Source organism: Mesorhizobium kowhaii (genome assembly GCF_042431665.1).
In the GTDB taxonomy this organism is placed as follows: domain Bacteria; phylum Pseudomonadota; class Alphaproteobacteria; order Rhizobiales; family Rhizobiaceae; genus Mesorhizobium; species Mesorhizobium kowhaii.
The window spans coordinates 272,995-293,182 of record NZ_JBHLYT010000005.1 but is presented as its reverse complement, the minus strand read 5'-3'; the positions used below and the strand labels follow the sequence as shown (position 1 = coordinate 293,182).

18 protein-coding genes and 3 pseudogenes are annotated in these 20,188 nt (G+C 63.9%); 11 read left to right on the top strand and 10 right to left on the bottom strand.

Features of this window, described 5'->3' with window-relative positions; all coding sequences use genetic code 11:
• Positions 1 to 100: 100 nt before the first annotated feature.
• Entirely contained in the window at positions 101 to 877 is a 777-nt protein-coding gene (locus tag ACFFNA_RS04920; protein WP_111544796.1) for a DeoR/GlpR family DNA-binding transcription regulator, read from the top strand.
• Between the two features lie 32 nt (positions 878 to 909).
• Here ACFFNA_RS04920 and ACFFNA_RS04915 read toward each other — a convergent pair.
• Both ACFFNA_RS04915 and ACFFNA_RS04910 read right to left on the bottom strand, forming a co-directional pair.
• Positions 910 to 2,264 (bottom strand): annotated as a pseudogene (locus tag ACFFNA_RS04915) (sensor histidine kinase).
• Positions 2,261 to 2,936, bottom strand: a pseudogene (locus tag ACFFNA_RS04910) (response regulator transcription factor). The pseudogenes ACFFNA_RS04915 and ACFFNA_RS04910 overlap by 4 nt, the downstream one beginning before the upstream one ends.
• On the opposite strand from ACFFNA_RS04910, the gene ACFFNA_RS04905 reads away from it, so the two are divergent.
• From ACFFNA_RS04905 to ACFFNA_RS04895, 3 genes are all read left to right on the top strand, one after another.
• Positions 2,850 to 3,737, top strand: coding sequence for a class I SAM-dependent methyltransferase (locus ACFFNA_RS04905; protein WP_378916045.1), 888 nt, complete (start codon positions 2,850 to 2,852; stop codon positions 3,735 to 3,737). The pseudogene ACFFNA_RS04910 and the gene ACFFNA_RS04905 sit on opposite strands and share 87 nt — an antisense overlap.
• Positions 3,734 to 4,321: a DedA family protein gene (locus tag ACFFNA_RS04900; RefSeq protein ID WP_378916042.1), complete on the top strand. Its 588-nt coding sequence runs from the start codon at positions 3,734 to 3,736 to the stop codon at positions 4,319 to 4,321. The genes ACFFNA_RS04905 and ACFFNA_RS04900 overlap by 4 nt, the downstream gene beginning before the upstream one ends.
• Positions 4,322 to 4,426: 105 nt before the next feature.
• Complete coding sequence (locus ACFFNA_RS04895) at positions 4,427 to 5,332, top strand: LysR family transcriptional regulator (RefSeq protein ID WP_111544791.1); 906 nt, start codon at positions 4,427 to 4,429, stop codon at positions 5,330 to 5,332.
• 6 nt (positions 5,333 to 5,338) lie between these two features.
• Here the strand turns inward: ACFFNA_RS04895 and ACFFNA_RS04890 are convergent, their stop codons facing one another.
• A complete protein-coding gene (locus tag ACFFNA_RS04890; RefSeq protein ID WP_378916039.1) occupies positions 5,339 to 5,821 on the bottom strand; it encodes a helix-turn-helix domain-containing protein in 483 nt (160 codons plus the stop codon).
• A 75-nt stretch (positions 5,822 to 5,896) separates the two neighbouring features.
• Between ACFFNA_RS04890 and ACFFNA_RS04885 the strand changes: the two genes are divergently transcribed.
• The 7 genes from ACFFNA_RS04885 to ACFFNA_RS04855 all read left to right on the top strand — a co-directional run bounded on the left by ACFFNA_RS04885 (position 5,897) and on the right by ACFFNA_RS04855 (position 13,058).
• Positions 5,897 to 6,742: a class I SAM-dependent methyltransferase gene (locus ACFFNA_RS04885; RefSeq protein WP_378916037.1), complete on the top strand. Its 846-nt coding sequence runs from the start codon at positions 5,897 to 5,899 to the stop codon at positions 6,740 to 6,742.
• Positions 6,743 to 6,958: 216 nt separating this feature from the next.
• Positions 6,959 to 8,113 carry an ABC transporter substrate-binding protein gene (locus tag ACFFNA_RS04880; RefSeq protein WP_378916035.1) on the top strand — a complete coding sequence of 385 codons (1,155 nt, stop codon included), beginning with the start codon at positions 6,959 to 6,961 and terminating at the stop codon, positions 8,111 to 8,113.
• 189 nt (positions 8,114 to 8,302) lie between these two features.
• Positions 8,303 to 9,301, top strand: a complete 999-nt coding sequence (locus tag ACFFNA_RS04875) for an ABC transporter ATP-binding protein (RefSeq protein ID WP_378916032.1) — start codon at positions 8,303 to 8,305, stop codon at positions 9,299 to 9,301.
• 14 nt (positions 9,302 to 9,315) lie between these two features.
• Positions 9,316 to 10,266, top strand: coding sequence for an ABC transporter permease (locus tag ACFFNA_RS04870; protein ID WP_378916395.1), 951 nt, complete (start codon positions 9,316 to 9,318; stop codon positions 10,264 to 10,266).
• Positions 10,256 to 11,071: an ABC transporter permease gene (locus tag ACFFNA_RS04865; protein WP_111544786.1), complete on the top strand. Its 816-nt coding sequence runs from the start codon at positions 10,256 to 10,258 to the stop codon at positions 11,069 to 11,071. Before ACFFNA_RS04870 ends, ACFFNA_RS04865 begins: the two co-directional genes overlap by 11 nt.
• A gap of 30 nt (positions 11,072 to 11,101) precedes the next feature.
• Complete coding sequence (locus ACFFNA_RS04860; RefSeq protein ID WP_378916029.1) at positions 11,102 to 12,529, top strand: gamma-aminobutyraldehyde dehydrogenase; 1,428 nt, start codon at positions 11,102 to 11,104, stop codon at positions 12,527 to 12,529.
• Positions 12,530 to 12,572: 43 nt separating this feature from the next.
• Positions 12,573 to 13,058, top strand: coding sequence for an ester cyclase (locus ACFFNA_RS04855; RefSeq protein WP_111544784.1), 486 nt, complete (start codon positions 12,573 to 12,575; stop codon positions 13,056 to 13,058).
• 52 nt (positions 13,059 to 13,110) lie between these two features.
• Here ACFFNA_RS04855 and ACFFNA_RS04850 read toward each other — a convergent pair.
• The 7 genes and pseudogenes from ACFFNA_RS04850 to fdhF all read right to left on the bottom strand — a co-directional run bounded on the left by ACFFNA_RS04850 (position 13,111) and on the right by fdhF (position 20,182).
• Positions 13,111 to 13,426: pseudogene (locus ACFFNA_RS04850) on the bottom strand (hypothetical protein).
• A gap of 7 nt (positions 13,427 to 13,433) precedes the next feature.
• Positions 13,434 to 13,796, bottom strand: coding sequence for a nuclear transport factor 2 family protein (locus tag ACFFNA_RS04845; protein WP_111545396.1), 363 nt, complete (start codon positions 13,794 to 13,796; stop codon positions 13,434 to 13,436).
• 85 nt (positions 13,797 to 13,881) lie between these two features.
• The gene (locus tag ACFFNA_RS04840) at positions 13,882 to 14,361 is read right to left on the bottom strand and encodes a carboxymuconolactone decarboxylase family protein (protein WP_111545395.1); all 480 of its coding nucleotides are present in this window, start codon (positions 14,359 to 14,361) and stop codon (positions 13,882 to 13,884) included.
• 110 nt (positions 14,362 to 14,471) lie between these two features.
• Positions 14,472 to 16,025, bottom strand: coding sequence for an alpha/beta fold hydrolase (locus ACFFNA_RS04835; RefSeq protein WP_378916025.1), 1,554 nt, complete (start codon positions 16,023 to 16,025; stop codon positions 14,472 to 14,474).
• Between the two features lie 110 nt (positions 16,026 to 16,135).
• Entirely contained in the window at positions 16,136 to 16,447 is a 312-nt protein-coding gene (locus tag ACFFNA_RS04830; protein WP_111544782.1) for a formate dehydrogenase subunit delta, read from the bottom strand.
• Positions 16,437 to 17,267 (bottom strand): formate dehydrogenase accessory sulfurtransferase FdhD, encoded by an 831-nt coding sequence (gene fdhD / locus ACFFNA_RS04825; RefSeq protein ID WP_378916022.1) that lies wholly within the window; start codon positions 17,265 to 17,267, stop codon positions 16,437 to 16,439. The genes ACFFNA_RS04830 and fdhD overlap by 11 nt, the downstream gene beginning before the upstream one ends.
• Before the next feature lie 2 nt (positions 17,268 to 17,269).
• Positions 17,270 to 20,182 carry a formate dehydrogenase subunit alpha gene (gene fdhF / locus ACFFNA_RS04820; protein WP_378916019.1) on the bottom strand — a complete coding sequence of 971 codons (2,913 nt, stop codon included), beginning with the start codon at positions 20,180 to 20,182 and terminating at the stop codon, positions 17,270 to 17,272.
• Positions 20,183 to 20,188: the final 6 nt, after the last annotated feature.

Below are 20,188 nucleotides of genomic sequence, written 5' to 3'. Positions count from 1 at the left end.
TGACTTTTTTTGGGTATTTTGCCCGAAATCATAGGCAATTCCTTTAAAACCTCTCGAATTAGCTTAGAAGCGGGCAAAGGGCTAAGTCCGGGAAATCCAAATGGTCCATTCAAAACGACACGGCGAGATCCTGCGGCTGCTGCAGGAAGAGGGGACAGTCACCATCGCCAGCCTGGCCGACCGGCTGGGCGTTTCACTCGAGACCGTGCGCCGTGACGTCAAGCCGCTCACCAGCGACGGTTCCGTCCTCAAGATGCATGGCGCCATCGGCCTGCCGTCGATGATCGGCGAAGCGCCGTTCGAACGGCGCATGCGCGAGAATGCCGAAGCCAAGCGCGTCATTGCCCATATGGTCGCCGCCACCATCCGCGACGGTGAATCGATCATGCTCGATACCGGCACGACGACCTCGTTCCTGGCCCGTGAGCTGCTCGGCCACCGGCGCCTGACGGTCGTCACCAACTCGTCGGACATCGCCCGCACGCTAGCCACCGTCAACGGCAACAAGGTCTATATGGCCGGCGGCGAATTGCGCAGCGATTCAGGCGCCGCCTTCGGGGCCTCGGCCATCGACTTCGTCAGCCGTTTCTCGGTCAGCCATGCCATCATCTCCACCGGCGCCATCGATGCGGTGATGGGTGTCATGGACTACGATCTGGAAGAGGCCGAGTTCGCCCGCATGGTGCTGTCGCGCGGCCAGCGTTCGCTCGTCATCACCGATCACAGCAAGTTCGGCCGCCTGGGCCTGGTCCAGGTCTGCGGCTTCGACGGGTTCTCCGAACTCGCCACCGACCGGTCGCCATCGCGCGACATTGCCGCCGCCCTTTCGCAAGCCGGCGCGCGGCTCAGCATTGCCGGCGACGCAGCCGGATTCTAGAGCGGCTCATCGTTTCGCGCTTGCTGAAATGCCTATGCTGGCAGAGCGCGAAAAGTCATCCTGAAGCAGGCACCGCTCGGCTGGCCGTCGAGGATCTCGATGCGTCCGCCATGCAATTGCATGATTTCCTGCACCAGGTTGAGGCCGAGCCCGGCGCCATGATCCTGCGGACGCAGCCGGTAGAAGGGCTCGAAGATGCGCTCCCGCTCGCCCAGTGGCACGCCGCCGCCCTCGTCCCGCACCTCGATGACGGCTGGGGCCGTGACGCCGACGGTGATCTTTCCGGCACGCCCGCCATGCTCGATGGCGTTCTGGACGAGATTGGTGACGGCGCGTTCGATCGCGGTGCGGTCGCCAGTGGCGAAAACTGTCTCTCTCGCCGGTTCGAACGACATCTCGTATCCGGCCGAAAACGCCATCGGCGCAAGGTCGACAATGACGCCGCGGGCGATCGCCACCAGGTCCACCTTCTCGAAAGCCGCCGCCTGCCGGTCGAGGCGCTGCAGGTCGAGCAGCTGGTCGGTCAGCGTCGAAAGCCTGGCTGCATCCTGCAGCAGCCGTGCCCGTTCCGGTGTCGCCGGCAATGAGGCAAGGCGCGTGTTGAGGATGGCGACCGGCGTTCTGAGCTCATGTGCCGCGTCGGTCAGGAAACGCTTGTGGCGCTCATAGCCCTTGTCGAGGCGCGCGAGCGCGGCATTCACCGCCTTCACCAACGGCGTCACTTCCATCGGCACGTCCTTCAGCGGCAACTGCACGCCGCGCTGGTCGATATCGATGCGCTCGGCCTCGGCGGCTGCATGGCCAAGGCCAGAGAGTGCGCCGCGCACCACCCAGGGCGTCGCAAACAGCGTTGCCAGCGCCATCAGCCCGGCAAGCGGATCCCCTGCAGGAAAAATTGTGGCGCCCGCCCGAGCAGGCGCAGGAGCGAAAGTCCGCCCTTGGTGCCGGTCATGATCTGGACGTTGCCGGCCGCCGTATCGGTCCAGCGTATCTTTCCCGCCGGCGGCGCGGCTTGCCCGAGGGCATGGTCGATACGGGCGTCGCTGATGTTGTCCAGCAACCCGACAAAGGGCTGGAAGGTGGCAGGCACCGTTCCCTCTTGCAGCCGCTGCCCCTGCTTGTCGCGGATGATGAACCAGAGGTCCGCAACGTTCGATCGCAGCGTCGTCATGTCAGGCGTTTCGTTGAGGACAAGCTTGCCGCTTGCATCGCGCGCCACCGCGTCCGCCAGCACGTCCATTGTGCCGTCCTCGTAGTCATGCGGAATGAGCCCGGTGGCCAGCATGGTGCCGAGAATGCCGACGATGATCAGCGTCAGCATCGCGCATTGCAGCAACGCGATGCGCAGCACCAGGCTCCATTTGAGCGAACGCGGGCGCCTGCTCATGTCGTCTCGCGCAAGAGATAGCCGACGCCGCGAATGCCGTTGATCGTCACGCCGCTGTTCGCGTCGGCGAGCTTGCGGCGCAGGCGCGAGACGTGGGTGTCGAGGGCGTTGGACTGAATCTCGTCGTCGAGGCCGAACACCGCCTCCATCAGCGCCTCACGCTGCACCATGCGGCCGGTGCGCCGCATCAGCGCCTCCAGCACCAGAAGCTCACGGCGCGGCAGGCTGAGCGGCTCGCCACGGATCGACACCTCGCGATGCCCGACATCGAGAACCAGATGGCCGGCGCGGATGAACTGCGACTGCATCGGCACTGGGCGCCTGAGCAGCGCGCGCAACCGGGCCAGCAACTCCTCGAAGGCGAACGGCTTCGCCAGATAGTCGTCCGCTCCCATGTCCAGCCCCATCGACCTTGTCCGACGTGTCGCCCTTCGCGGTCAGCATCAACACAGGCGTAGTGTTCTTCGCCGAACGCAGTCTGGGCACCAGCGCCAGCCCGTCGCCATCCGGCAACTGCCGATCGAGCAGGATGGCGTCGTAGCTGTCGACGGCAACGAAGCCCTCCGCCTCGAGCAGCGAGCCGGCGTGATCGACGACCATGTCGTGGCGCTTCAAGGCGGCACGCAAGGCCGAGACCATTTCGGGTTCGTCTTCGACCAGCAAGATACGCATCCATCATCCCTTGAGGAGATCAGTTGCTCCGGGCGCTACAGCGCCAACATTGCGCAGACATGGCGAGGTCGAAACCTGGCGGCGGACAGAGGTTCTTTCGCAAAGCCCGGAATTTCGCAATGTCTATGCAATTCAGCCGCAGCAAACAGCGCCCATCGAATGCCGGCGAGCGATTCGCTGGCATCAGAATCGAGGTTGGATATGCCTGCAAGTGATGCTTTGTCTTTTCTCCTGGCGTGGGTCGCTGCGCCGCTCCGCGTTGCTTCTATCACACCGTCCAGCGCCAGCCTGGCGGCGTTAATGACGCGCGACATTGGCCCCGACACCGGTCCCGTGCTTGAGCTTGGTCCCGGCACCGGACCGTTCACACGTGCGCTGTTGGCGCGCGGCGTCAAGGAAGAGGATTTGACGCTGATCGAGTTCGGTGCCGATTTTGCCGCCTTGCTCAAACAACGTTTTCCGAAGGCCCGCACGTTCGAAATGGATGCATCAGGCCTGCGCCACCTACCGCTCTTCGAGGGCCCGGTCGTCGGCGCCGCGGTTAGCGGCCTGCCCTTCTTGTCGATACCGCCGCGTAAGACCCAGGCTATTCTCGAAGGCGTCTTTGCCAATCTTCGGCCCGGCGGCGTGCTGTATCAGTTCACCTACGGCAGGCGCTGCCCGATCAACCAATCGCTGCTTGACAGGCTGGACCTGGAAGCCACGCTAGTCGGCCATACCCTTCGCAATCTTCCACCTGCTACCGTCTATCGCATCGCCAAAATCAAGGCTGCCAAGAGCTACGACTGGCGCTTCGCATGACTGGCCCTCTGTCGACCATACTCGGCTTCGGTCTGTTCGGCGTCTTCTGTCTGGCTCTCACGGAAAAGATACTGCCGGTGCCGCCGTCGCATGCGATGCTGCTGTTTCTCGGCATGACGGCGGCCCCCAATGGTCCCACACTCGCGATCTTGCTGATGGTGACGACGCTCGCCTCCACCACCGGCTGCCTTGTCTGGTATGCGGTGGGTCGCCGGCTCGGATTTGACCGCGTCGACAGGCTTGTTGAACGCTTCGGCAAATATGTCTTCCTGCGCCATGCGACCTATCGCCGGCTCGGCCAGGCCTATCGCCGCAATCATCTCCGGGTCTCCTTGCTGGCGCAGTTCATCCCCACGGTGCGCAACTACCTGCCGATCGCGGCCGGCGCGCTCTGTCTGCCTGCCTTGCCCTTTACGACCGCGACGCTGCTCGGAGCCACGCTCTGGAACGCAGGCTTTCTCACCACCGGCTATCTGATGCGCGGCAGCGGCCGGGATTCCTTCACGGTGGGCTTGCGCATCATTGTCATCGTCGTGGCGCTGGAGACGGCATTCATGCTTGCGCTGCGCTATGGCCCGGCATAGCGGCGGCGCATCAAGCTGGTGCTCGGCTGAGCGCCAGCTCTCCAGCCACTGGATAAGCTCAGCCGTCGGCTTTCCTTCGCTTGCGGGCCGGTGTTTAGTCCGGCCATGGCTTTCACCATCCGCCAGCTGCAGTTCTTCATCGCCGTTGCCGAGCAAGGCACGGTGTCGGGCGCCGCGCAGAACCTCTCGATCTCGCAATCATCGGTCACCGAAGCGATCAAGGAACTCGAAAGCGATCTCGGCGTCGAACTGTTCGAACGCCATCCGCGCGGCCTCAACATCACCCACAAGGGCCACCAGTTCCTGCGCCATGCGACAAAGATCCTTGCCGACGTTTCCGATGCGCGCCGCTCTTTCTCCGGCGAACAGGCGGCAGTGGGTGGGCGGCTGCAGCTGGGCGTCACCTCGCTGGTCGCCGGCTATGTGCTGTCGGATCTGCTTGCCCGCTACCGCCGCGCCTATCCGGGCGTCGAGGTCTCGGCCATCGAGGACAATGGCGACTATCTCGAACATCTCTTGATCGGCGGCAAGCTGGACATTGCCGTCATGGTGACGTCCAACCTGCGCGACCGCACGGCGCTGCAGTCGGAAATCCTCGAGGTCTCGGCCTATCGCCTGTGGTTGCCGCTCGGCCATTCGCTCGCCGGTGCCGACATTATCAGCATTGGCGACATCGCGTCGGAGCCGCTGATCATGCTGACCGTCGACGAGATCGAGGAGAACACCGGCAAGCTGCTGACGGCGATCGGCGCCAAGCCGCATGTCGCCTTCCGCACCCGTTCCGTGGAAGCCGTGCGCAGCCTTGTCGCCACCGGCGCCGGCGTGGCGCTGCTGCCCGACCTCGTCTACCGGCCCTGGTCGCTGGAAGGCGACCGCATCGAATCGCGCGATATTTCCGGCTCCTTGCCGGTGGTCCAGGTCGGCATGGTCTGGCGGCGCGGTTCCGGCCTGCCGCAGGCGGCGCGCGATTTCATCGGCCTTGCCCAGTCGCAGCGCACGGTCCGCCGCTAGTGTGTCCTACTCCAGGCTGACGTCGCCAGTCTGGCGCTTGCGCCTTGTGACGGAAACCGCCTCCGCCTTGAACGGCCCGATCGGAGCAACCTCGAAGCGGCCGGCGCCGGCAAGCCTGACGGCGCGGCGGAACGTCGGACACTCCATCGGCTGGGCGGCCGAACATCGGGCAGCGTGACGCAAAGCCTCTCGGATCGTGGTCAGGCGCTGGATGGTGTGGTCCAGTTCGTTCGCTTTGGCATGCAGGCGCCCTCGATCCATTTTCGGCATGCCGTCGGGCCCCAGCATCGCGGAAATTTCGTCCAGTGCGAATCCACCGGCGCGTCCAAGCGCGATCAAGGCGAGCCGGTCCAGGACGGCCGGGTCGAACAAGCGGCGCAGGCCGCGACGGCCGATCGAGGCGATGAGGCCCTTCTCCTCGTAGTAGCGAAGTGTCGAGGCGGGCACGCCGGTGCGGCGCGACACTTCGGCAATGTCCATATCTTTCATGCTTGACCTCAAGTCGGCTTGAACTTGTAGAGTGCTCGCGACAATCGGTGAGAGCAACAGAAAGCGAGGTCCGTTATGCCGCAATCCGCGCAGCCAAACACACGGCAAGCCGCGCTCTGGAACGACGCCAGCGGAAAGGCCTGGGTCGAGATGCAGCCGATCCTCGACGAGATACTGGCGCCGTTCGAGCGGCTGGTAGTCGATGCTGGCTATCCCGGAGAAGGGGGCAATGTCCTGGACATCGGCTGCGGCGCCGGCGCCACAACTCTGGCGATGGCGCGTCGCGTGGGCGACGACGGACGTTGTGTTGGGCTCGACATCTCGCAGCCGCTTGTCGCCCTGGCGACGGAGCGCACGCGGGTGGAAGAAGTAGCAAACGCAAGTTTTGAGGTGGGCGATGCCCAGGCGTATGCGCTCGAATCCGGGCACTTCGACGCTATTGTCTCGCGCTTTGGTGTCATGTTCTTCGATGATCCCGTGGCCGCGTTCGCCAACATAAGGCAGGCCGCAAGGCGCGGTGGCAAACTCGCCTTTGTTTGTTGGCGCAGTCCGGTCGAGAATGATTTCATGACGACCGCTGCGCGAGCGGCTGCGCCTTTCCTGCCGCCCGCACCCGCGCCAGACCCCGATGCGCCGGGGCAGTTTGCCTTTGCCGACGGCGCCAAGGTGAAGCGGATCCTTGAAGCGAGCGGCTGGTCGTCAATCGAAGTCGAACAGGCGGACGTCCTGTGTCAGATCGCCGAAGGCGATCTGATGACGTTTGTCACCCGGCTAGGGCCGGTCGGCGCCGCGCTGCGCGAGGTTGACCGGGCAACGGCCGAAAAAATCACTGCTGTGTTGCCTGCTGCGTTCGCGCCTTTCGTGGAGGACGGCGAGGCTCGCATCAATGCCGCCTGCTGGCTGGTGACGGCGCTGGCTTGAAGGAGCGGCCGGCTATCGGAAAAACCGATATCGCCTTTCTGATAAATGAATTTGCGAAACCGGAATTTTCAAAGCACCTTTCGGTTCAGGGACCAAAGCCGCCACCAGAGCGACATGCGTCCAACGCACGAACTGACAGTTTTTCAGTCCGCGCGTGACCCCTAGCGAAGACCGAAACCGGCTTTCGGGGTCAGGCGCCAAAATGGGAGATCGATGATGAATTCATTCCTCAAGTCATGCACTGCTTTGACGGTCGCGCTGACCTTCTCCGGCCAGGCCGTCGCCCAGGTCAAGGAGCTTGGCAAGGGCGAAGGCCAGGTCAACATCGTTGCCTGGCCGGGCTACATCGAACGCGGCGAAACCGACAAGGGCTATGACTGGGTGACCTCCTTCGAGAAGGAGACTGGCTGTAAGGTCAAGGTCAAGACCGCCAACACCTCTGACGAGATGGTCTCGCTGATGAACGAAGGCGGCTTCGACCTCGTCACCGCGTCGGGCGATGCGTCGCTGCGCCTTGTTGCCGGCAAGCGCGTGCAGCCGATCAATACCGATCTTATCCCGAGCTGGAAGGCGGTCGACGAACGCCTGAAGGATGCCCCGTGGTTCACCGTCGGCGGCGTCCACTACGGAGTTCCCTACCAGTGGGGTCCGAACGTCCTGATGTACAACACCGGGGTGTTCAAGGAAGCGCCCAAGAGCTGGAACATCGTCTTCGAGGAAATGAAGCTGCCGGACGGCAAGTCCAACAAGGGCCGCGTCCAGGCCTATGACGGGCCGATCCATATCGCCGATGCCGCCAACTACCTGATGTTTCACAAGCCGGAGCTCGGCATCAAGGATCCCTACGAGCTGAACGAGGACCAGTACAAGGCAGCGCTCGAATTGCTGCGCGTCCAGCGCACGCTGGTCGGCCGCTACTGGCATGACGCCGCCATCCAGGTCGACGATTTCCAGAACGAAGGCGTCGTCGCTTCAGGCTCATGGCCCTATCAGGTCAACACACTGGTCGCCGCCAAGAAGCCGATCGCTTCCACCATTCCGGAGGAGGGCGCGACCGGTTGGGCCGACACCACGATGATGGAGGCCGACTCGGCCAATCCCAACTGCGCCTATATGTGGATGGAACATTCGCTGTCGCCGAAAGTGCAGGGCGACGTCTCGGCCTGGTTCGGTTCGCTGCCGGTCGTGCCCGCCGCCTGCAAGGGTGACGAACTGTTGACCGACGAAGGCTGCAAGACCAACGGCTACGACAATTTCGACAAGATCAAGTTCTGGAAGACGCCGGTGTCGAAATGCGCCACCCAGAACGATCAATGCGTGCCCTACTACCGCTGGGTGTCGGACTATATCGGCGTCATCGGCGGGAGGTGATTTCGCCTCTTTGCCGAGCTCGGCGCTGCCCCTCACCCTTACCCTCCCCCCGTGAAGAACGGGGAGAGGGGTCGCCAGCGTTGGAGCGCTTTCTTCTCCCCGTCACTATACGGGGAGAAGGTGCCGGCAGGCGGATGAGGGGCAGCGCAGCCGCTTGAATTTGACGAGCCTGACAGATCAGGACAGCCCATGACCTCCGCCGTCTCCTTTCAGAAAGCCTCGCGCCATTTCGGCAGCGTTCGCGCCGTCGACGCTGTCGATCTCGACATCGCGCCGGGCGAGTTCTTCGCCATGCTCGGGCCGTCCGGTTCCGGCAAGACCACGTGCCTGCGCCTCATCGCCGGCTTCGAGCAGCCGACATCGGGCTCGATCTCGATCTTCGGCGAACGCGCCGAGGGCGTGCCGCCCTATCGCCGCAACGTCAACACCGTGTTCCAGGACTATGCGCTGTTCCCGCACCTGAGCGTGCTCGACAATGTTGCCTATGGCCTGATGGTCAAGGGCATCGGCAAGGCTGAACGGCACAAGGCAGCGGAAGAGGCGCTGTCGCTGGTGCGGCTGCCCGGCTATGGCGCCCGCCGCCCCGGCCAGCTTTCCGGCGGCCAGCGTCAGCGCGTCGCGCTCGCCCGTGCGCTGGTCAACCAGCCCAAGGTGCTGTTGCTCGACGAGCCGCTCGGCGCGCTCGATCTGAAACTGCGTGAAAACATGCAGGAGGAGCTGAAGTCGCTGCAGAAGGCGCTCGGCATCACCTTCGTCTTCGTCACCCACGACCAGGGCGAGGCGCTGTCGATGGCCGACCGCGTCGCCGTCTTCAACGACGGAAGGATCATGCAGATCGGCACGCCGGAGGATATCTATCAGCGGCCAAAGACCCGCTTCGTCGCCGATTTCGTTGGCTCGTCCAACGTGCTGCCGCCGGACTTTGTCCAGCGCTATTCCGGCCAGCATCGCTGGGGCAGCCTGCGCCCTGAATCCATTCGCGTCGGCCGCACGGCGAGTGGCGAAGGCGTTTCCGCCCGCCTCGTCTCGACCAACTATCTCGGCGCCACGACAAAGCTGGCGCTCGATGCCGACGGATTGAAGCTGCACGCCATCGTGCCGGCCGGCACCGCCCTGCCCGTGGAAGGCGAGACAGTCATGCTCACCTTCAACCGCGAGTACCTGCATCTGATGGACGAACCGGTATGAGCCTCGACGCCGCCATGCCACGCGCCACAGCCCCCGCCATCCTGCCGGGCAGCGGCGGGCTCCGCGGTACGCTGTCGGACCTTTTCTGGCGCAGACCCAAGGTGCTGCTGCTCCTCATGCTGCTGCCGCCGGTGCTGTGGCTCGGCATCGTCTATATCGGCTCGCTGTTCGCGCTGCTGGCACAGAGTTTTTTCTCCATCGACGAGTTTTCCGGCCTCATCAACCGCCAGTTCACGTTGAAGACTTATGGCGACCTGTTCCAGGCGGCCAATCTCGACATCATCCTGCGCACGGTGACGATGGCGGCTCTGGTCACGCTGGCCTCGGTCGCCGTCGCCTTCCCGATCGCCTATTATGCGGCGCGCTATGCCCGCGGCCGCTGGAAGGCGCTGTTCTATCTCGGCATCATGCTGCCGCTGTGGTCGAGCTACCTGGTCAAGATCTACGCCTGGAAGCTGATCCTAGCCAAGGAAGGCATCCTCACCTGGCTGCTCGCCAAGCTGCATCTGTTGTGGGTGCTCGACGCCTGGCTGTCACTGCCGGTCGTCGGCGGCAATTCGCTGTCGGTGTCGTTCACCGGCACCTTCATTGTCTTCGTCTATGTCTGGCTGCCGTTCATGATCCTGCCGGTACAGGCGGCGCTCGAGCGCGTCCCAGGCAATCTGGTCGAGGCCTCGTCCGATTTGGGAGCTTCGCCGGGACAGACCTTCCGCAACGTGCTGTTTCCGCTGGCCCTGCCGGGCATCGTCGCCGGCTCGATCTTCACCTTCTCGCTGACGCTCGGCGACTACATCATCCCGCAGATCATCGGCACCTCGCGCCTGTTCATCGGCCAGGCCGTCTATTCGCAGCAAGGCACCGCCGGCAACATCCCGCTCGCCGCCGCCTTCACCATCGTGCCGATCGTCATCATGGGCTTCTATCTCTGGGGCGCCAAGCGCATGGGGGCATTCGATGCGCTCTGATGGCTCCCAGTCGGCTCCGCTCGGCCTGAAGGTCGCCGCCGCTTGCGGGCTGCTGTTCCTGCATTTGCCGATCCTGCTGATCTTCGTCTACGCCTTCACGACGGAGGAGAAGAGTTTTGTTTGGCCGCCGCCCGGCCTGACGACGCAGTGGTTCGCCGTCACCTGGAACCGGCCCGATGTCTGGCAGGCGCTGTCGCTGTCCGTCAGGGTTGCCGCGATCTCGACGGCGATCGCGCTGATCCTCGGCACGCTGTGTTCGGCGGCGGTGTCGCGGACCAAATTCTTCGGCCGCGAGACCATCTCGCTGCTGGTCATCCTGCCGATCGCGCTGCCCGGCATCATCACCGGCATCGCGCTGCGCTCGGCCTTTTCGCTGGCCGACATCCCGTTCTCGTTCTGGACGATCGTGCTCGGCCACGCCACCTTCTGCGTCGTCGTCGTCTACAACAATGCCGTCGCCCGTTTCCGCCGCACCTCGGGTTCGATGATCGAGGCATCGATGGATCTCGGCGCCGACGGTTTCCAGACCTTCCGCCATGTCGTGCTGCCCAACATCGCCACCGCGCTGCTCGCCGGCGGCATGCTGGCCTTCGCGCTCTCGTTTGACGAGGTCATCGTCACCACCTTCACCGCCGGCCAGCAGCAGACGCTGCCGATCTGGATGTTGGAAGAGCTGATCCGACCGCGCCAGCGCCCGGTCACCAATGTTGTCGCGATGGTCGTCGTGCTGGTGACGCTGCTGCCGATCCTTGCTGCCTATTACCTGACCCGCGACGGCGACCAGATCGCCGGTTCGGGCAAATAAATTCAAAGAGTTCATAAGGGAGAGACTTCCATGGACACCCAGATGCTGATCGGCTCGAAATTCGAGAAGGGCACCGAAACCGAGGAGCCGATCCTCAATCCAAAGACCGGGGCGACCATCCTCAACCTGCCCGAAGCCAGCCAGGCGCAGATCGAGGCGGCGGTGCTGGCGGCCGAAAAGGCGTTCGTCACCTGGTCGCGCACCACGCCGGCGCAGCGTTCCGGCTATCTCCTGAAGATCGCCGACCGCATCGAGGCCGAGGCGAAGGAGTTCGCGACACTCGAGGCACTGAACTGCGGCAAGCCGATCAAAGCGGTGCTCAACGACGAGATCCCGGCGATCGTCGACTGCTACCGCTTCTTTGCCGGCGCCGTTCGCTCGATGCCAGGCGTGGTCGCAGGCGAATACATTCCCGGCCACACCTCGATGGTGCGCCGCGACGCCATCGGCATCGTCGCCTCGATCGCGCCGTGGAATTATCCGCTGATGATGATGGCCTGGAAGCTGGCGCCGGCGATCGCCGGTGGCAACACCGTGGTCTTCAAGCCGTCGGAACAGACGCCGCTGACGGCGCTGAAGCTGGCCAAGATCCTTGCCGAAATCCTGCCGGAAGGCGTCGTCAACGTCGTGCTCGGCCGCGGCGACAGCGTCGGCAACACGCTGATCAACCATCCAAAGGTCAACATGATCTCGATCACCGGCGATGTCGCCACCGGCAAGAAGGTGCTGCAGGCAGCCGCCAAGTCGGTCAAGCGCACGCATCTCGAACTCGGCGGCAAGGCGCCGGTCATCGTCTTCGACGACGCCGACCTAGGCACGGTGGTGAACGGCCTGCGCGCCTTCGGCTATTACAATGCCGGGCAGGACTGCACCGCCGCCTGCCGCATCTATGCCGGCAAGAAGATCTACGACAAGCTCGTCGCTGACCTTTCATCGGCTGTCTCGACCATCAAATACAATCGCCCCGACGACACCGAAAACGAGATCGGGCCGCTGATCTCCCGCCGCCAGCGCGACCGCGTCTCGAGCTTCGTCGAGCGGGCCTCAGAATTGAAGCACATCGAAATCACCACCGGCGGCAAGCCGGGCGAGGGCTCGGGCTTCTATTACCAGCCGACCGTCGTTGCCGGCGCGTTGCAGGAAGACGAGATCGTGCGCCGCGAAGTGTTCGGCCCGGTCGTCTCGGTCACCCGTTTTTCCGAGGTCGACGAAGCGGTGAACTGGGCCAACGACAGCGACTATGGCCTGGCGTCATCCGTGTGGACCAAGGATGTCTCGCGCGCCATGGCGACGGCCGCCCGCCTGCAATATGGCTGCACCTGGATCAACACCCATTTCATGCTGACCAATGAGATGCCGCATGGCGGGTTGAAGCAATCCGGCTACGGCAAGGACATGTCGCTCTATGCGCTGGAAGACTACACCGCCGTGCGCCATGTGATGGTTGCTCACGGCTAGCGCGCGGAAGGAAGGCAAGCATTCAACAAGGGAGGAAAGAACCATGCATCGCCGCCAATTTCTGACATCCGCAGCTGTCGCCGCCGCGCTCTTCGTCGCGGCGCCGTCCTTTGCTGCCGACACCGCGCAATCGGTGGTCGAAGCCTATGTCGCCGCCTGGAACGCCCATGACTCGGCCAAGGCGGCCGGCTACTTCGCCGACGACGTTACCTACTACGACGCTTCTGTCGGCAAACCGGTCAAGGGCAAGGAAGCCGCCAAAACCGGAGTCATCGACAATTTCCTGAAAGCAGTCCCCGACGCGGTGTGGACGATGAAGGGCGCGCCCGTCGTAGAGGGCGACCGTGTCTCGTTCGAATGGGAATTTTCCGGCACCAATACCGGCCCCTGGGCTGACGGCACCGCCGCTACTGGCAAGAAGTTCTCCTTCACCGGCGCCTCGATGTTCTCGATCAAGGACGGCAAGATCGCCACCCAGAGCGACTATTACGATGCGCTCGGCTTCTACAAGCAGCTTGGCCTGATGTAGCAGCGCCGTCTGCTTCCCTTCTCCCCGTTGCAGGGGAGAAGGGCGTCGGCCACTACTCCACGATGCGATAGATGTTCCACAGGCTGGTGCCCGACACGACATAGGGCTCCATCTCCTTGCCCCATTTGGCGTGGGCGTCGATCTTGCCGATCTTGGCGAAGAACGCCTCCAACTGGGCCAGGCTTTTCGACCTCGTGATGCGATTCGACCGTCGCCTCCCGCGCGCCGATCGATCCGGTCATGATCTGGAACTTCAGGTCGGCGATACCGACCTGCGAGCCGATCTCGCGTTCCCATTTCTTCAGCAGTTCGAGCACGGTCTGCTTGTGCCCGAACTTGGCGTCGATCTGCCATCTGGCGCTGAACATGGCCGCCTCACTCGTCCCAGGCCTGCACGACGGTCTGCCGTGCGATCCGCCCGTTCTTCAGCTCCAGCATCGCCGCGGCGAACACTTTCGTGCCGTCCGGATAGGCGCAGGCCTGAGTGAAGGCCAAGCTGTCGCCGTCGGCGATCGTGGTGTCGACCTTGTGGGTCATCGCCCGGCTGCAGATGTCGTCCCAGAAGGTGGCGATCGCTGCGCGCCCGCGGATTTCGCGCGGCTTGCTCGGTGGGTTGTTGCGGTCGATCACCCGCACCAGCGCGTCGTCGGCATAGAAGCTAGACAGCATCTTTCCATCACGGGTTTCGATTGCCTTCTTGATCGCCGCGCCGTCCACGGTCTGTGTCTTGGTCAGCATTTTATCCTCCATATGCCCGTCTTCGCGTTCGGGCGATTGATGATCATGAGTGCTGCCCGGCGCTCATCGCCGGGCAGGGATTTCTTCACTGCGACTTCGCCTTGACGGCCGCGAACACGTCGTCGGTCTGCTTCTTGAAGGTCGCGAGATCGATCTGGCTGCCGTTGAGCATCGTCGACCAGTGGCGCACGATCGCGGCCATCGCCACCGCCTCCTTGATCTCCTCGTCGCTGGCGCCGTTGAGCTTGGCCGCCTCGGTATGGAAATAGATGCAGTATTGGCATGGGATCTGCGCCGCGACGGCGAGCCCCAACAGTTCCTTGGTCTTGCCGTCGAGCGCGGTCTTTGGGTTGAGCTGCACGCCCTTGATCTCGGCCCAGGCGCCGGCAACGGCCACATCCGGCAAAGTCTTGAACATGTCTGGTACTGAGCCGAGTGTCGCCTGGATGTCCTTGTAGGCAGCCGTCGCAGACGCGTCCTCGGCCTTTGCGGGAGCGATAGCGAACAACGCTCCAACACTCGCCGCTATCACCAACACTTTGAGTGTCCGGTTTGACTTCAGCATTTCATCCTCCCTCGCAGCGCCTTTTCCCGGCGACATCCGCCCGGCCTGCATGGAGAGAATTGATAGCGCTTGCATGTCTCGCGCCGCTTCGCCCGAAAGCGCCATGGCTGCTATGGCCCGTCCGGGCCAGTATGCCTGGCGGAAAATGCCGCTGCCGCCGCTCGCGACGGCAGATCCAGCTTGAGCAGTATGTTGGCGACGTGACGCTTGACCGTGTGTTCGCTCAGCCTGAGCTCGGCGGCAATCGCGGCATTGCTCTTGCCGTCCGCAATCAGGCTCACCACTTCGCTTTCGCGTGCCGTCAGCACGGCCGGTTCGGCCGTTCGGGTCCTGGCGCGGCAATCGGGCTCCAGATGCTGTTCAGACATCGCCCGCACCAGCGCCAGCGGCTCGTCCAGATCGTCCAGCGTGATCCGGCTGGCGTCAGTGAAATGCAGGCCCGAGCCGGTTGCGAGGTCGGCGACCAGCCGCGAAGCGATTATGTCGCCGCGGCTGGCGTGCGCGGCAAGCTGCATCGTCACCCGCGCCGTCAGCCCCACCGGCGGCCCACGCAGTTCGATCTCGCCGACATGCGCGCCCTGCGCGCTGGCCACGCCAATGCCTTTTGCCGCCTCGCGCAGCGCCGCAGCGCAGCGTATGGCGCGCGCAGGCCCATCGAAGCGCGAAATCATCATCTCGCCATGCGTACCCACCGCGCGGCCGCCATGGCGACCGACCAGCAGCCGCCAGGTTTCCTGGAAGCGCTGGCTGCGTTCGCTCCACATGCGGTCGCCCATCCGCGCCGTGTCGTAGATGCGTGTCGCCAGGAGTGCCGCCAGCACGCGGTCCACCTCGGCCACGGCACGCTCGCCGGTCAGGAACTCCTCGATCAGGTCGGCCACCCGGTCGACGTCGCCGGTCCAGATCGGGTGGTCGCGTCCGGGAATCTCGACCAGTCGTGAATTGGGAATCTTCCTGGCCAGGAAGCGGCTGGCGTCCGGGTCGACCCGTGCGTCGTTATGGCGATGAATGAGCAGCGTCGGTGCGCTGATCGCGGCCAGCACGCCGCGCACGTCGATGCCGGCGTTCATGCGCGCCAGTGCCGCCGCCGCCGTCGGGCTGGCCGACAATCGTTCGAAACGTGCCCACCACTGGGCGAAATGCGCGTCGTCGACCCGGCTAGGCGCGAAATGGGGCAGGGTGGCGCCGGTACCCCAGGCCGTCTCCGCCATCTCGATGAAGGCGTCGAGGCGTTCGGGCGACATCACCCATTTGTGGAAATGCGCATAGCCGCCATAGAGCGCCAGCGCCCGTGTCCGTTCCGGATAGGTGGCGGCGAACAGCATCGCCATCGGCGCGCCTTCCGAGGCGCCAAGCAGTGCCGCGCGGCCGCTGCCGGCGGCGTCCATCACCGCACGCACATCGTCCATGCGCGTTTCAAGGCTGGGCAGGTGGTGCGCGTCGACACGGTCGGACAGACCCGTGCCGCGCTTGTCGAACAGGATCAGCCGCGAGAACGCCGAAAGCCGCTTCAGGAGCCGGCTGTAGCCTTGGTCTTCCCAGTGCAGGTCGAGATTGGAAATGAAGCCCGGCACGAAGACGAGGTCGAACGACCCCTGCCCGACCACCTGATAGGCGATCCGCACATCGCCGCTACGGGCATATCGGGTCTCGATCGGCCTCACGAGGTTCCGCCCCGGCCTGACGATTTCTGATCGTCAAACCATAGCAGAACAGCCTGATCGCGGCAGTTCAAACTTTAGCGATGGAAAATATAAGGCGCGGTGCCTCGGCGCTATTTTTGCGAAGCGGCGACGTCGGCCGGGGAAGCCTCGAGCCCGAGTCGGAGGTCGGCCTCAGCCGGCGTGATCGGTCGCCTGATCTTGGCCGAGGCGGCCACCACCAACTCGTTGAAGTTCTCCGTGCCGCCGTCCAGCATATCGAACAACTGCCGCCGCATCCTCGGCTCCCAGAACTTGTTGATATGCTCGGCGACGCCGGCAATGCCTTCCTCGCGCGGCTTGGAATGGAAAAAATCGGCGATCTGGTTTGCCATGCGCACCAGCTTCTCACTCGTGCTCATGATGTGTTCTTCGTCATGCGACATGCTTGGTAACTCCGCAAACCACCCGGTCGGGGTGGGTGAAAATATCGAAATCATCGCCGCGCACCAGCGCCACCAGCGTCATGCCAGCCTCTTGCGCCGTTCGGATGGCCAGTGCCGTCGGCGCCGAAACGGCAATGATGAAAGCCGACCCGATCGCCGCCGACTTCTGCACCATCTCGACCGAGACCCGCGATGTCACCACGACAGCACCAGATGCGCCATCGATGTCGGCCTTGGCCAGCGCGCCCGCCAGCTTGTCGAGCGCATTGTGGCGGCCGACATCCTCGCGCGCCATGACGATGCCCTTGCCCGGGGTATAGAAGCCGGCGGCGTGCACGGCTCCGGTCTCGGTGTGAAGCGGCTGAACTTTCGACAACAGCTTGACCGAGCGGACGATATCGTCGGCCTCAAGCGTAAGCTTTGACGCACCAACTGCATCGACCGAGCGCATCGCTTCCTCGATCGATTCGATGCCGCACAATCCGCAACCGACCGGTCCGGCCAGTCGTCGGCGCCGCGCTTCGAAGCGCGTGTTGGCGCTGTCCTTCAGCCGGATCTGGATGTCGATGCCGGCGCCATGATCCTCGACCTCGATGGCCTCGATCTCGTCAGGCAAGGCAATGATGCCTTCGGTCAGCGAGAAGCCGAGCGCGAAATCCTCAAAATCGGCCGGGCTTGCCATCATCACCGCATGCGTGGTGCCGGCGAAGGAAAACGCCACCGGCGTCTCTTCCGGCACCATCCGGTTGGCAGCCGTCGTCCCGCCTGCGCGACGCGCCAGCCGCGATACCTGCGTCGTGGCTTTGCGGCGCTCGCTCAAGACTACTCCGCCGCTTCCAATTTCGCGATGCGCCGGCTCTGCTTGGCCTGCTCGTCATAGTCGCGCTGCCATTCCGACGGGCCGTTGGAGGCGCCGACCTGCACCGCCGTCACCTTGTATTCCGGACAATTGGTCGCCCAGTCGGAGAAGTCGGTCGTGATCACGTTGGCCTGCGTGTCCGGATGATGGAAGGTCGTATAGACCACGCCGGGTGACACCCGATCGGTGATCAGCGCGCGCAGCGTCGTCTCGCCCGAGCGGCTGGTCAGACGGACCCAGTCGCCGTCGCGCAGTCCGCGATTCTCCGCATCGTGCGGGTGGATCTCCAGCCGGTCCTCGCTGTGCCACATGACGTTGTCGGTGCGCCTGGTCTGAGCGCCGACATTGTATTGCGACAGGATGCGGCCGGTGGTGAGCAGCAGCGGGAAGCGCGGCCCGGTCCTCTCGTCCGTCGCCACATATTCGGTGCGGATGAACTTGCCCTTGCCGCGCACGAAACCATCGACATGCATGATCGGGGTGCCGAGCGGTGCCTTCTCGTTGCAGGGCCATTGCACGGATCCGACACGGTCGAGCAACTCGAAGGAAACGCCGGCGAAGCTCGGCGTCGTCTGGGCGATCTCGTCCATGATCTCGGAGGGATGCTGGTAGTTCCAGTCCAGCCCGATCGCGCGGGCAAGCTCCTGCGTCGCTTCCCAATCGGCGTAGCGCGCCTTCGGCTTCAGAACCTTGCGCACCATGTTGATGCGGCGCTCTGCGTTGGTGAAGGTGCCGTCTTTCTCCAGGAAGGTCGAGCCCGGCAGGAAGACATGCGCGTAGTTTGCCGTCTCGTTGAGGAAGAGGTCATGCACGACGACGCATTCCATGGCGGCCAGACCGGCGGCGACATGCTTGGTGTCGGGATCGGACTGCAGAATGTCCTCGCCCTGGATGTAGATGCCCTTGAAAGTGCCGTCGACCGCGGCATCCAGCATGTTGGGAATGCGCAGGCCGGGTTCGTCGTCCAGCTTCACGCCCCACAGGCTCTCATAGATGTCGCGCACGGCTTCGCCTGAGATATGGCGGTAGCCGGGCAGTTCGTGCGGGAACGAACCCATGTCGCAGGAACCCTGCACATTGTTCTGGCCACGCAGCGGATTCACGCCGACGCCTGGCCGGCCGATATTGCCGGTGGCCATGGCGAGATTGGCGATCGCCATCACCGTGGTCGAACCCTGGCTGTGTTCCGTTACCCCGAGGCCGTAATAGATCGCGCCGTTGCCCCCGGTAGCGTAGAGCCGCGCCGCGCCGCGGATCAGCTCGGGATCGACGCCGGACAACTTGCCGACGGTTTCGGGGCTGTTTTCCGGCAAGGCGACGAACGATGCCCAATCCTGGAACTCCGCCCAGTCGCAGCGTTCGCGGATGAAGGCTTCGTTGAAAAGACCCTCGGTGACGATCACATGCGCCAGCGCCGTCAGCACAGCCACGTTGGTGCCGGGCTTCAGCGGCAGGTGATAATCCGCTTCGACATGCGTCGACTTGACCATCTCGGTGCGACGTGGATCGAGCACGATCAGCTTGGCGCCCTGACGCAGCCGCTTCTTCAGCCGCGAGGCGAACACCGGATGGGCTGAAACGGGATTGGCACCGATAATGACGGCAACGTCGGTGTAATCGACGGAGTCGAAATCCTGGGTGCCAGCCGAGGTGCCATAGGTCTGGCCGAGCCCGTAGCCCGTCGGCGAGTGGCAGACGCGCGCGCAGGTGTCGACATTGTTGTTGCGGAAGCCCTGCCGCACCATCTTCTGGACGAGGTAGGTTTCCTCGTTGGTGCAGCGCGACGAAGTGATGCCGCCAATCGCGGTGCGACCGTACTGATACTGGATACGGCGGAATTCCTGGGCCGTGTGGGAGATAGCCTCTTCCCAGGTCACCTCGCGCCATGGGTCGGTGATCTTTTCCCGGATCATCGGCGACAGGATACGGTCCTTGTGGGTGGCGTAGCCATAAGCGAAACGGCCCTTCACACAGGAATGACCGTGGTTCGCCTTGCCCTCCTTGTAGGGCATCATGCGAATGACCTCGTCATCCTTCGCTTCGGCCTTGAACGAGCAGCCGACGCCGCAATAAGCGCAGGTGGTGACGACCGAGCGCTCCGGCAGACCCTTGGCAAGGACCGCTTTCTCGCGCAGCGCATCGGTCGGACAGGCCTGCACGCAGGCGCCGCAGGACACGCATTCCGAATCGATGAACGCCTCGTGCATTCCCGCCGAGACCCTGGATTCGAAGCCACGTCCTTCGATAGTCAGCGCGAAGGTGCCCTGCACCTCTTCGCAGGCCCTCACGCAGCGCGAGCAGACGATGCATTGCGTGGGATCGTAGGTGAAATAGGGATTGGATTCGTCGCGTGCGATGTAATCGACCGTCAGCGAGCCATGGCCGGGCGCTACGCCGTTTTCCTGCTTGACGTGGTTGCGGCCCTCGATGCCGTAGCGGTTCTCGGTCAAGCCGATCGACTTTGCCACCGCGTCGAACTCGCTGGCGCCGGTTCCGGCTTTCTCATTCCAGCCGGTCGGATGGTCGGAGACGTAAAGCTCCATGACGCCACGGCGAATGGCGTCGAGCCGCTCGGACTGCGTGCGCACCACCATACCCTCGCCGACAGGTGTGGTACAGGACGCTGGCGTGCCGCCACGCCCTTCGATCTCGACAAGGCAGACACGACACGAACCGAAAGAGTCCAGCATGTCGGTGGCGCAAAGCTTCGGGATCTCGACCCCGCCTTCCATCGCGGCACGCATGATCGAGGTGCCTTCCGGTACGCTGATGCTGCGGCCGTCGACGCTCAGCGTGACCTGCTTCTGCGCCTTCGATTGCGGGGTTCCGTAGTCGATCTCTTCGACGAGTGATGGGAAGTCGGCCTTGATGTTCATCTGCCA